Origin of the sequence: Fulvivirga ligni, from assembly GCF_021389935.1 — a bacterium.
GTDB lineage: Bacteria > Bacteroidota > Bacteroidia > Cytophagales > Cyclobacteriaceae > Fulvivirga > Fulvivirga ligni.
Genome location: NZ_CP089979.1, coordinates 5,674,939 through 5,687,351 on the forward strand (window position 1 = coordinate 5,674,939; position 12,413 = coordinate 5,687,351).

Here is a 12,413-nt window from a genome sequence, read left to right on the forward strand (position 1 = left end):
AATTAAGTAAGGAAAGAAGTATTTATGAGCGGTCATGGTATGTTATAACCTCCAATACCTTAATCTTCCTCAAGGCCCATTTCCTTAAGTTTTTGGTCCAGCTCCTGAGCTTGTCTAAGACTAGTTTCGTAGCCACGAATTTGCTGATCAAGCAACATGATATACCCCATGTACAGGTTTATAAATTTAAAATTTCTGAGCGCTTCTGTGTTCGACTTATTTTTTTCAAAGAAATTAAAATTGTCAAAAAAGAAAGGGGTAACAAAATCAGTGGAGTAATCCAGAAGCAACTTTTCCATGGCAACAGCATTATCGAATGCGGCGTACGTAGAAATGATCTGATTACGGATATCTACTTTTTGAAGCAGCTCAAACTGACCTGAAGCTTTAATGTTCTCCATAGTAGTATTATTAGGGTAGAATTGGGCGAAAGTCATCAGATTTTTAGATAAGCCATAAATATCTGCATTGGCCAGCTTGGTGTCTGATGTTAAGACTACTCTCCCACTGTCAATGTCCTGTTTCTTATTTTTACATATCTCGATGATACTTGCCAGGTTGTCGATATTCTCATCATTCTCTTCTTTAAAACTTTGCAGGTAATTCTTTAATTCGGAATTCTCTTTGATGGATTCATTCCAGGTATTCAACTTAAAGGCAATTGTGATTCCTATAATTACAATTAGCAGATCAAGTAATTTAGACTTCCAGTCAATGGTTGATTTATGTTTTCCCATCTTACATTACAATTAGATCTCTTAATCTAATCATTTTCTAACTTTTTTAGAGAGAAAGACATATGGATTAACGAACTATTCTGGACTAATAATAAAAAACAGTATTCATTGATTAAAGCCAACGAATACTGTTTTACTTTAATTAGCCAATAAATCTAAGTCCGACGTAACAGAAGCGTCAAGATTGGACAATGATGGCTGACCATTTTGGAAGAAGCTCACTATATCATCCGCAACGTGCTTAGGGAGTCCCCAATGCAAGTTGTGGCCGACCTCTAAATCATCTTTCCCGGCCCTTTTATACGTTTTGAAAAACACTGGGACTGAAGACTTGCTTTGAGCTTTGCTCAGGGTTGCCTTCACCAAATCCTGATCTGGGTGTTCTTGAAAAATAGCATCATCACCACCCCATATGACCATTACAGGTCTATCGATGTCACTGAGGCGATCACTATGATCTACATTGGAAAGCATCTCCAATGATTTATACCAGGTTATCAGCGGTGTATTCACCGTTTCAGTATAAATTTCATTTAAAAAATTCTGATCTGCTCTGGCTTCGGTCACCCAGTATTGCTTTAAGAAATCGGCTACACTATCACCCAAATCCGATGGTGTCAATTTATCCAACTGACTGCTCCAATGATCATTAGCTTTCTCTTCAAGAATTTGCTTCCATTCTCCATACAGCATGCTTTCACTTAAAAACTGCTGTACTACAGGGTTCTTATCTGTACATGTGAATGTGCCAATAAGAATTACATCTTCAACTTTATCAGGCCGAGCCAGAGCAAAATCCTGAGCGATAATACTCCCCATAGAATGGCCTACCAGATGCACTTTATCTATGTCTAGTTTAGCCAGCAAACTCAGAATATCATTTCTAAAATCGCCTATTTCATAAGACTGATTCTCAGGTACTGAAGTACTTCCATGGCCTCTTAAATCAGGCGCTAGTATACGCAAAGATGTATCTTGGTCGACTATTTGATCAATCACCTTTTTAAACGACCTTGAGGTATCTGTATAACCATGCAACAGCAAAATCACCTCTCCTTTTGGATTACCCGCATCAATATAAGCCATAGAAATACCTGTGGAGAGCTGCAGGCGAGATTTAGCCATTTCAAATCCGTCTACCACCGGCTTTGTAAAACCGATTAAGACAGACATTGTCAAAACTACTTTTAGATAGAAGTTCATGACTTTGCAGACTGATCTGAAACATCCTTAAACATCAGCATATCTTTTATTCTGGCAGAGGCACCATCATAAAAGCCTGTTTCATTTTCAAAGCCTTTAGGATTTTTAAAGGTGCCGAAAATGATGTCATATAGCGATATGTCAGAGTAATTATAAGCGTGAATTCCTCTGGCATGATGCAATGCATGGGCCTCTGGTCTTTGTATAAAATAACCGATCCATTCAGGGGTTTCAATGTTACTATGCTGAAATACCGATAAGAAGGTGGTTCCCAATATAATAAGTGTAGATGCTTCCGGCGTGAAACCAGCTAAAACCACCAAGCATAAACTACCCAGAAATGTGAAGCCAATCATATCCATAGGACTGAAATAAAAAGCGCCATAAGTATCCAGGCGCTCGGCACTATGATGCATCTGATGAAAGACCTTCCACAAATTATCATTTTTGTGCATCGCAAAATGCCAGGCATATAAACCCAACTCATAGATCATAATACCTACAATAGCACCCCACCAGCTCCCCAAAGCTGTAAGGTCAAACACCTGATACTCGGCCAGATACTGATCCCAGATCATTGGTAAATAAGAAGACAAAAAGAAGAAAATGGCAAATGAAACCATACCCCTCAGCTTCCAATTTTTAACATAGGGCAACTGACGTGCAGGAAACAAAGCTTCCCACAACATAAGACTACCATACATAGCAAATACAATTAAAGACACCGAATCCAATACCAACTCTATTGGCGTCGGTAGATTACTCAAACTTTCCATAATATTTAATTAGTTAATAAATTATGGTCAGCACCTGCGCAGGATTATGGCTGACAAACTTGAGTACAAAACTATATTGGGGATTTACTAAAGCGTAATTATACCAAAGATGTGAAGTTTACCACTAGCAGATAATAGGTGAACACCTCAAAAATACAGGTTAACATGAGGTAGACAAAAGATGTAAAATACTGATAATCAAATACTAAGAAATGGATGACAGAAACTCAAACAAGTCGTCTTCCTGGTTAATATCCAGCTTTTTTCTTAATCTATATCGTGCTGTTTTAGTGCTTTCGGGTGAAATGCCCAGAATACGGGATGACTCTTTGATGGATAAATTCAAACGACACAGGGCCGCCACTTTGAGATCATTACCACTTAGGTCTGGATATTTGCTTTTTAATGACTTGAAAAAATCATCATGGACCTGTTCAAAGTGAACTTTAAAATCTTCCCATTCACTATCCACAGATCTGTTCTGCTGAAGAATCTTTTCCATTTGCTTGAGAAGTTTCTCCTGCTCCTGAGGTTTGGCTGCTTTAATCTCTTTCAGCTTATCCTGTAGCTCTTCAAAAATTTCATTCTTCTGAACAAAGTTTAGCGCATATGAGGTGAGCTCCTTGTTTTTATCGTGAAGTTCACTAGATAATTCAGATTGCTTAAGCTTTTCATTTTCCAGCTTTATCATGGCCAGATCGTTTTCTGACTTTAAAAGTTCTTTTTCCCTTTTACTTCGCACCTTCAAACTCTTCACCAGAAAAAAGGCTAACAGTGATATTATCCATATACCTCCGATTAGTACCCATTTTATCATGTTGTTGAGCTCATCACTTTCCTTTAGGTATTCAAGTTCTAAATCTTGCTCAGTCAATTCATTTTTAAACTCAATTGCTGCCACCTGTTTCACCTTAGTACTGTTAAATAGTGAATCTTTTAAATTAATGTAGGAGTCATAATAGTAAAGTGCACTATCATAAAACCCTTGCTGCTTCTTTAGGTTTTTCAGCTCTATTAAGGCCTCTAATTTGTAATGAGAAAGTGCTTTTTTATCGGCCCGCCCCAGTGCTAACTTCAAATGCCCATCTGACATTTCATCTTCTCCTCGCAGCCTTAAAAGTTTACCAAAGAGGATTAGATTACTTATCAACCCATCTTCATCATTAGCTTCCCTGCCTTTTTGGATAGAAATCCTTAAATGATGATCTGCCAGCTCTAACTTACCTTGATTGATGTATAGCTTTCCTAATCGGTTATGAGCTTCTGATATTCCATAGGCAAAGTTATTTTTAGTATGAATGTCCAGTGCATTCTGGAGGTATTTTTCAGCGTCGTAGTAATAGCCCTGCTCCAAAAGAAGTGTTCCTAACTTGGTGTAAGTGGTGGCTACCCTTCCTGTGAGATTTAGTTTTGAAAAAATGGTAATCACCTGATTATAAAGCTCAAGAGCCTTTTCGTAGTCATGTATTTCGGCATATACCATTCCCGTATTTAAGATAGCATTAGCCATACCCTCCTCATCCTTGAGCACTTCATATTCGTCAGTAGCGGCATATAAGTTCTCTAAGGCCACACGTGGCTGCCCTATAGTCCAATACGCAACACCCAGCACTCTATGAGCAAAAGCACGTCCCTCCAGATATTCTAATTTTTTAGCAAGCTCCAAAGATTTTTCAGCATACTCGATCGACTTTTTAGAGTCTATAATCCAGTATTCATAGCCAATATGGTTAAGTAAGTCTACTTTTTGTGAGGATTTAGGGGCAGCTTTAGCTAATTCTTGCTGTAAAGAATCCATTGAAGACTGTGCAAGGGTGTTAGTCTGATATACCAGACAGAGGAGCAAACCGATGATTCTTACTTTCATGCTAACATAAAAGTAAAAAAATTATAATTCCTCTGGTGAATTTTATAAATAAATTGATTGCTATTACGTGCTCAAATCCAGAGTAATAGCTCTTCTTTCATTTCTATCTTCATTGCCAGTGACGATGCTTTCAACCAGCTCTGGCATTTCTTCTGGCGGCAGAACATAATCCGGATGATCATAAATAATGCTTTTTAAAGGCATACTCTCAAAAATGGCAGTACTAGGATCTTGTACCAAAACCACTCCGTTGTTTTTTTCAATGCATTTACAACCTTCGGTGCCATCACTACCGGTGCCGGACATTACAATACCAATCATCTTTTCCTGTAAATGACCTGCCAGAGCTGTAAAGCTTATATCAATGGTTTTATTAATTAAATCATCGTCTTCACGCTCTACCAATTTAAATTTATTTCCCTTTAGTCTCACCGAATGTGATGGCGGACATATGTAGATTTTATTCCCCACTAATTCCATATTTTCTGTAACAACTACAGATTCCACAGGAGTAACCTGTGCCAAAATTTGAGGCAATAAACTTTTATGCGATCTTAAAGAATGCTGGATTATGACATAAGCTTCTCCGCTGGATGCATCTAAGTTAGAAAAATATGATTTGAGAGCCTCCAGACCACCTGCCGAAGCTCCTATCCCGATAACATAAGTGAAATTTTCCATAACATGTTTGTTCATAAGAGCACCTACCATTTCTTATATAGATGCAATTACAAATAAATTGCTCAATATTTATGCCTCAAATTATTGTAACAACTTTGATGAGCCCAATGAAAACAGATATTTTAGTAAAACTTAAATCGAATCTTCCATCTATGCCCCGGCTCTATCTCATCGTATTGTTCTCATTAATATTCATAACTGCCCCATCTATGGTAAGTGCTCAACTATCATTACCTGAAATTTTTAGTGACAACATGGTTCTGCAGAGAGATAAGGAAATTCCGCTTTGGGGCAGCGCGGCTGCTGGGTCACTCATTACAGTAGAACTTAATGGCGTTCGACAATCTACCACTTCAAACGCTGACAAAAGCTGGGAGCTTCATTTTCCAAAACAAAAGGCCGGTGGTCCACACTTGCTCACCATATATCAGGATTCAATAGCAGCCATTTCCTTCAAAAATGTGCTCATTGGAGATGTTTGGGTGGCTTCAGGACAATCCAATATGGAATGGCAAGTACAACAAGCCAAAGATGCTTCAGAAGAAATCAAAAATGCTCAACATCCTGAAATACGCTATTTCAAGGTTGATCATGCGAAAAGGACACAGCCTCAGGCTGATGTAGCTGGTGGATCCTGGCAAGCGATAGATAGCAATACGGTTAAGGAATTTTCGGCTGTAGCCTACTATTTTAGCAGAAAGATTCAAAAAGACATCAACATCCCCATTGGCATCATACAATCGACCTGGGGCGGAACCCCGGTTGAGGCCTGGACCAGCAAGGAGCAATTACTTTCTTCTCCTGCTGCCCGGAACAGAACGTTGGCCAATGACACCATTTCTGAGGAGCATTTCGTTAAAGATAGCTTGGACTTGATCAGGTTCTGGAATATTGTCTATACCCCTGAGAAAAAAGTGCAGAAAGAGATTATAAAACGAAACTATAATGACGAGGACTGGTCCATTATAAAAATGCCCTCTACGCTAAAAGATGGAGCAATTTCTTATTACGAGGGCATAGTTTGGCTAAGAAAAGAGGTCACTATACCTCAATCTATGATGGGTAAAGACCTGACCATCAGCCTCGGGCATCCTGAAATGAACTACACACTATTTTTTAATGAAGAAAGAATCTGCAAAAATGTGTGGAATGCTAACGAAACACATGATTACCCCATTCCCAAAACCCTGGCTAAAAAGCATAAGAATATCATTACTATTAGAATGGCCTATTTGTGGGGTGGTGGCGGTTTCAATCCACCAGCAGATGAAATGTACATTTCTGATGGAGATAGCAAAATAACCCTCAGCGGCGACTGGAAATACAAAAAAGGTTTGGAGCCTGCTATTCCTGAGATAATGAATTATCATCAATACCCGTCCTTTTTATATAACGGCATGATCAACCCCATTATTCCATATGGCATTAAGGGCTTTATCTGGTATCAAGGGGAGAACAATGTGGAAGCCGCTAGCGATTATGCAGAGCTATTTTCGCTGCTCATTAGTGACTGGCGAATAAAATGGCAGCAAGGTTATCTACCTTTTATATACGTGCAGCTAGCCAACTACATGAAGGAGAATGAAAAACCATCTGAGAGTGATTGGGCGCTGTTAAGAGAGGCTCAAACCAAAACACTCAAACAACCTAATACTGCAATGGCTTGTATTATAGACATTGGTGAGGCAGCGTCTATCCACCCTCTAAATAAGCAGGAAGTAGGCCGCAGGCTGGCATTGCTGGCGGAAAGCATGGTCTACCAGCAAAAAGTACAGGCCTACGGCCCGATATATAAAAATCATAAAATTGAAAAAGGTAAGATTATCATCAGTTTCTCTGAAATAGCAGATGGTCTTGCCATCAGTGAAGGGACAGAGTTAAAGGGTTTTGCCATAGCCGGAGCAGACCAAAAATTTTATTGGGCTAAGGCCGAAATCAGAGAAAACGAGATAGTGGTATCTAGCGATGATGTTCCAAATCCTATTGTGGTGAGATACAATTGGGCTGATAACCCCAATGGTAATCTGACCAACAGCAGCGGACTACCTGCGATACCTTTTAGAACTGATGACTGGGTTAAAAAAGAAAAAAGTGGAGCAGATAAGGAGTGAGTTTGAAGTGCATGGCCCTATGCCAGATAATGATTGGCAGCTATTCGCCAGCAAGCTGAAAAAAGTGGAACTGAAAGCTAAAAAGCCCTTACTAAACGTTGGAAAGATCGAGAATTACCTGTCATTTATAGAGAGTGGCACCGTACGTCTTTACATTCCACAAGATGAAAATGATCTTACATTCGGTTTTGTCTTCGAAGGAGGATTTGTAAGCGCTTATGATTCCTTTCTTACTCGCACGCCATCATTGTATGCCATAGAAAGCATCACTACAACTGTCTTATGGAGAATTAGTTATGATAATTTACAAACCATTTATCAAGAGACTAGCGTAGGCAATCTCATCGGGAGAAAAGCCAGTGAGAATCTGTTTCTCATTAAATCCAGAAGAGAACTATCATTCTTAACCCAAAGTGCGGAAGAAAGATATCTGAGTCTTTTCTCCGAAAGGCCAGAACTCATCAGACAGATTCCGTTAAAATATATAGCCAGTTATATTGGAGTAACTCCCCAAGCATTAAGCAGAATAAGGAAGCGCATTTCTTAACCCAGGTTCATTGCCTTAGAGTGTATATTATTCAAATTTTGTAAGTAAAAAGATGAAACCATTATATGTACTCCTAGGCTCATTTGCTATCAGCAACCATATCATTTTCATAGTTAATAAAACCATGAACTGGTCTTTGGCAGGCAATATTGCTATGGGCATTATGCTCATTTTCACGGCTATCGGTCATTTTGCTTTCACCAAGGGCATGTCAGCCATGATTCCTGATTTTACACCTTACAAAGCTCCTTTGGTTTACCTCACCGGGATATTGGAGATAATTCTGGCTGTAGGCCTACTGATTCCTCAATACAGAAAAGCTACCGGTATAATATTGATAATATTCTTCATTCTCATACTACCAGCAAATATTAAAGCTGCCGTTGAAAATATAAATTATCAGACAGGAGAGCATGACGGCCCTGGATTATCATATCTATGGATCAGAATACCCATGCAGGTACTTTTTATAGCATGGGTCTTTTTCTGTGCTGTTAAAGATTAATTTACTTTTTCAAACGCAATGGCCTGATTAAATGTCTTCACTATCTGGTCATAGTAAAACTTTATCCTCGGGTATTCATGAGACTCATAAACGGCCTTTTTAAAGCTATATGAAGCTTCCGTAAACACCTGATTGCCATCTTGCTTATAAGTAATGTTAACCAAAGCCAGATCATCCACCACATTGTAGCCTTCTGGAAGAGATACTGGTTGATACCCATCTGGTATTTGAATAGAAGAACTGTATTTTATGACTTTGGCGTATTCCATATCCACAGGATAAGTGCGGGTCTTCTGTTGCAGCCTGTTTCTCTGAATGGGCATTTCGAGAAAAGGTTTTACTACTATCCTGGAAGCAATGACATCTACATCACTATTTCCTTTTACCACCATGGTATATGGAATATCATTTCTATCATAATTCATGGTCGAAACCTCATCCACATTTTTAAAACCCTTATCCAGAAACGCATCTTTTAATTTCGACTCGTCATCATCGTAACTGAATTTATAATTAAATGCCTCATATTCATTCGCCTGCAAATTCACAGAACATTCTGATTTCAGTGTTTCCACATTAGGAATAATAGTGAACTGGGCTGATAAAAAACTTGGGGCATTGTTTTCAAGACTTACCCAAAATGGCTTATCCTCTCTGATTACCAATCCTTTTTCATTCAGACACCAAATGGGTAGCTTGTCATATGATACAAAACTTTGGGTGCCATCCGCCAAGAACATATTATCATCTGCCTCAACTAGTACCGCCGTGTAATTAAAGAAATGGTCAAACGGATAATCCGCTGCAATTTTACCATGACTACGTGTGCTCAGGATTACCGGAGAGGCAGTAATTCCAGCCTGACGAAGCAGACCTATTAAGAACAGGTTAATCTCCCCACTGGTACCGGAACGTGTTTCTAAAAGCTCCTTTGGCGAATGATATGCATATTCTGTAAACGTCTTGTTCCAATTGATATGTTGGCGAACATAGTCAACCAGTACTTTTGCCTTCTGCTTATCGGTTTTTCCTGCTAAATTCAAGTCTTCCAATATGTCTTTAGCCTGTTTTTGAGCTTTCTTTACATACTTCCCAAAATTGTCATTATCAAGCAGCTCTTCAGTTAACTTGGGCCAGGTAGAAATAATTTCTTCACTACCACCAGTAGGTCTATGAAATTTGGCCAGCTGAAAATCCAGCTTCATGATATAATCATTTTTAGAGGTAATGAATCCTTCATCTTTAAATGCAGGCACATCTTTCATTACATAGGTGTGAATTACATCCTTAAACTTGAAACCATTTCCCATAGTCTGACCATAAGCTTCAGAAACATTACCATACTTCCGCTCCACTCTGCCCACTTCTGAATTCTGATAGTCAAATTTCTTTATCCCTTGTGCTATGAAAACATATTCGTAGAAGGGAATCATATTTACTTTATACTCACTATATATGGTCGGGATCTCATCTTGAAAGGTCCAGTCTGGCATTTTGCTTCTAAATGGCGTTTCCAGCACGTACTTATATTCAATTACAGAACCTTCTTTCACATCTGGGAATGCAAATTTCATCACCTTCCATCTGTCATTAATGGTCTCTTCGTAAATGGCTTTTTTAGAAAGCTCTTTAGTGGTAATCACACCATTTTCCTCATTATAGGTGTAAGCTTCAATGCTTCTCACTATTTCGGTTTTCCCATACCCATCAACATAATAAGGGATGGAAATCTCTGCATAATGCATTGCAGAGGCTTTAAATATTTTTATTCTCTTTATTTCCGTGAACTCTATGTTATAATTACCATCCAGGAACACTGAGTGTCCTACGTTAAATAAGACCACAGCATCCGCTTCCGGGTCCTTTTCATAGAATTCCAGATCCATCTCCGGACTTCCAATCACAGAGAATCGCTTGGACAGTTCCTGTGATTTACCACTGATCACAATTGTGAAAAGAAAGACAGCTAAGAATAAAAGTCTCTTCATATTTATGGTGTTATAACGGCTGCAACCTTCTTCTCCGCAGCTTCTATATTTTCAAAAAATTCGTAAAATTTTGGATATTCAGCCAGGGAATATGTCCGGGTGTAAAGTTCAAATCGGCGAACAAAAAGTATCTGATTACCTTTTTTCTCACATTTTAAAGAAAAACTTCCGTAATCAGAATCCACTGATACTGGGGCAGGTATCTCTACTTTTCCGGACTCTAACCACGACAAGTTATAAACCATAGAGTCTAGCTGATTTACAGGATAATTGATTTTCACTGGTAATTTCCGGGAGGCCGGACGCTCAAACGAAAGGTTCATGGTATGAGGTTGCACTACCTTCATTCCTGCAATATCCTGCACCTGATCTTTTACCTTACAAGTTAAATTGGCTCCGATATATGTACTATCTCGGTGGTTTTCAGTTAGTTCGAAATTTTCCAATTCGGTACCTGAATTATGAACAACTCGAGATAAATATTTCTGCTGATCTGCCGCATTAACATTTCTATTTAAGGCATTGTACTGCTCAAAAAATGCTCCTGTCAAATGCTTTTTTATATGCAATTCTCCATTACCCTCATGATCTAATGTATAGTTATAGGTAGTAGCGCTCATGGAATTGTCTGAAGTCAAAGATGGTGTTTTCACAAATTTGGAGTTACTACCATCCACCACAAAAGCATATCTACCTTGAGTAAAGGTTCCCATATAGTTAAAGGGATTGATCTGAGACGTATTCTCAAGCCATACGGTATCTTTCTCAAAGGGCACCATGAGCACAACATGATTAAACTGCTGACTTGGAAAATCAAAATCCACATCATCAAACTTATCCCCCGCGTCAATTAAGGTGTAGTAAGAATTTATACCTACATAAGACAGCATAGCCTTCATATAAATAGTTAACCCTTTACAGTCTCCATACTTTTTATCACAGACATAGCTGGCGGGAAATGGCTTCAATCCGCCTGTTTCAAGGCTTACGTTGATATATCTGGTATTGTCCTGAAGATAATGGTATAAGATTTTTACAATTTCCTTTCTATCACTTACGCCCTTTATCAGTTGATCTATCTTTTGCTGTTCTGATACTGGTAGTTCTTCCAGTTTGTAGATCAAATCATTGATCCAAGTACCAAATGAGCTCCAGGAGTTCTGATAGCCCATGGTTTCATAATAAAATTTGGCTGGCACCAACTTTACACTTGGCGCTATCTCAGTAATTAATGGGCTAAATTTTTCATATCCCTCAAATGCTGGTAAGTCGTGTGCCTCCCAGGTTTCAACCACCTCTCCGGCAAAGGTGGAATCATATTTTAGCTCCGGTGAAAAAGATTTTAGCACCTTGAAATTCTTCGGATAATGAAGGGATAGTTTGGCGTTTTTCACCGAGACATTTGACGAATAGTAAGGTAGCCAATGGGCGATATAAAAATAATCTTTAGTGGTCCGCTGGTATTTGTACTCTAATCTGTAAGGATATTCATGACCTTGAAGTGTAAACTCCAGCACCAACTGATCATCATGAAAGGTATCTGTGGTAAGATCACTATGAACTGAAATATCTTTTTTCTTGAGTTTACGAGTAATATTTCCTCTTGTATCAAGAATATTTGCTTCTAAAAGATCTAAGCTCTCATCTTTAGAATATGGTAGACTTACCTCTCCGAGCCAGTTATAATCACTACTATAAATTTCATAAGCTACAGACACCTGCTCCACCATATCACCATTGCTTTTGATGATAATATCTGTATCATAGTTCAGTAATATAGCATCTGACTGAGCAAAGGATTGCCCGGCAATGAAAAACAATGCCATTACAACTAAAAATCTCATAAAGCCTACCTATTAAACCTCAAATATTGCACCTCTAATAGTTAAAACAAAATTTTATTAAAATTTTCACATTACTTTATTGAGAGATTATATTTTAGGTTAAGCCCTCACACTATGAAGTCGCTCTGGTCCAGCCCTTTAGATTAGTATTAAC

General features: G+C 38.5%; 10 protein-coding genes. 3 read left to right on the top strand and 7 right to left on the bottom strand.

Going from position 1 to position 12,413, the window contains the following annotated elements; translation table 11 throughout:
- Positions 1-59: 59 nt before the first annotated feature.
- From LVD16_RS23965 to LVD16_RS23985, 5 genes are all read right to left on the bottom strand, one after another.
- Positions 60-737 carry a hypothetical protein gene (locus tag LVD16_RS23965; protein WP_233770834.1) on the bottom strand — a complete coding sequence of 226 codons (678 nt, stop codon included), beginning with the start codon at positions 735-737 and terminating at the stop codon, positions 60-62.
- A gap of 138 nt (positions 738-875) precedes the next feature.
- Positions 876-1,910, bottom strand: coding sequence for an alpha/beta fold hydrolase (locus LVD16_RS23970; RefSeq protein WP_233770835.1), 1,035 nt, complete (start codon positions 1,908-1,910; stop codon positions 876-878).
- A gap of 26 nt (positions 1,911-1,936) precedes the next feature.
- The gene (locus tag LVD16_RS23975) at positions 1,937-2,716 is read right to left on the bottom strand and encodes a sterol desaturase family protein (protein WP_233770836.1); all 780 of its coding nucleotides are present in this window, start codon (positions 2,714-2,716) and stop codon (positions 1,937-1,939) included.
- A gap of 205 nt (positions 2,717-2,921) precedes the next feature.
- The gene (locus LVD16_RS23980) at positions 2,922-4,583 is read right to left on the bottom strand and encodes a tetratricopeptide repeat protein (RefSeq protein WP_233770837.1); all 1,662 of its coding nucleotides are present in this window, start codon (positions 4,581-4,583) and stop codon (positions 2,922-2,924) included.
- A gap of 63 nt (positions 4,584-4,646) precedes the next feature.
- A complete protein-coding gene (locus LVD16_RS23985) occupies positions 4,647-5,264 on the bottom strand; it encodes a chemotaxis protein CheB (protein ID WP_233770838.1) in 618 nt (205 codons plus the stop codon).
- A 107-nt stretch (positions 5,265-5,371) separates the two neighbouring features.
- Between LVD16_RS23985 and LVD16_RS23990 the strand changes: the two genes are divergently transcribed.
- The 3 genes from LVD16_RS23990 to LVD16_RS24000 are packed head-to-tail and all read left to right on the top strand — an operon-like array spanning position 5,372 to position 8,427.
- On the top strand, positions 5,372-7,375 hold the full coding sequence (locus LVD16_RS23990) for a sialate O-acetylesterase (RefSeq protein ID WP_233770839.1): 2,004 nt from the start codon (positions 5,372-5,374) through the stop codon (positions 7,373-7,375).
- A complete protein-coding gene (locus tag LVD16_RS23995) occupies positions 7,356-7,922 on the top strand; it encodes a Crp/Fnr family transcriptional regulator (protein WP_233770840.1) in 567 nt (188 codons plus the stop codon). Before LVD16_RS23990 ends, LVD16_RS23995 begins: the two co-directional genes overlap by 20 nt.
- A 52-nt stretch (positions 7,923-7,974) precedes the next feature.
- Positions 7,975-8,427 carry a DoxX family protein gene (locus LVD16_RS24000; protein WP_233770841.1) on the top strand — a complete coding sequence of 151 codons (453 nt, stop codon included), beginning with the start codon at positions 7,975-7,977 and terminating at the stop codon, positions 8,425-8,427.
- Here the strand turns inward: LVD16_RS24000 and LVD16_RS24005 are convergent.
- Both LVD16_RS24005 and LVD16_RS24010 read right to left on the bottom strand, forming a co-directional pair.
- Positions 8,424-10,415: a DUF3858 domain-containing protein gene (locus LVD16_RS24005; protein WP_233770842.1), complete on the bottom strand. Its 1,992-nt coding sequence runs from the start codon at positions 10,413-10,415 to the stop codon at positions 8,424-8,426. The genes LVD16_RS24000 and LVD16_RS24005 overlap by 4 nt on opposite strands.
- A gap of 2 nt (positions 10,416-10,417) precedes the next feature.
- On the bottom strand, positions 10,418-12,259 hold the full coding sequence (locus LVD16_RS24010; protein WP_233770843.1) for a DUF3858 domain-containing protein: 1,842 nt from the start codon (positions 12,257-12,259) through the stop codon (positions 10,418-10,420).
- Positions 12,260-12,413 lie beyond the last annotated feature (154 nt).

Excerpts from the sequence above, each read along its gene's own strand:
- LVD16_RS23965 (WP_233770834.1), bottom strand. The coding sequence starts at position 737 with ATGGGAAAACATAAATCAACCATTGACTGGAAGTCTAAATTACTTGAT.
- LVD16_RS23970 (WP_233770835.1), bottom strand. The coding sequence starts at position 1,910 with ATGTCTGTCTTAATCGGTTTTACAAAGCCGGTGGTAGACGGATTTGAA.
- LVD16_RS23975 (WP_233770836.1), bottom strand. The coding sequence starts at position 2,716 with ATGGAAAGTTTGAGTAATCTACCGACGCCAATAGAGTTGGTATTGGAT.
- LVD16_RS23980 (WP_233770837.1), bottom strand. The coding sequence starts at position 4,583 with ATGAAAGTAAGAATCATCGGTTTGCTCCTCTGTCTGGTATATCAGACT.
- LVD16_RS23985 (WP_233770838.1), bottom strand. The coding sequence starts at position 5,264 with ATGGAAAATTTCACTTATGTTATCGGGATAGGAGCTTCGGCAGGTGGT.
- LVD16_RS23990 (WP_233770839.1), top strand. The coding sequence starts at position 5,372 with ATGAAAACAGATATTTTAGTAAAACTTAAATCGAATCTTCCATCTATG.
- LVD16_RS24000 (WP_233770841.1), top strand. The coding sequence starts at position 7,975 with ATGAAACCATTATATGTACTCCTAGGCTCATTTGCTATCAGCAACCAT.
- LVD16_RS24005 (WP_233770842.1), bottom strand. The coding sequence starts at position 10,415 with ATGAAGAGACTTTTATTCTTAGCTGTCTTTCTTTTCACAATTGTGATC.
- LVD16_RS24010 (WP_233770843.1), bottom strand. The coding sequence starts at position 12,259 with ATGAGATTTTTAGTTGTAATGGCATTGTTTTTCATTGCCGGGCAATCC.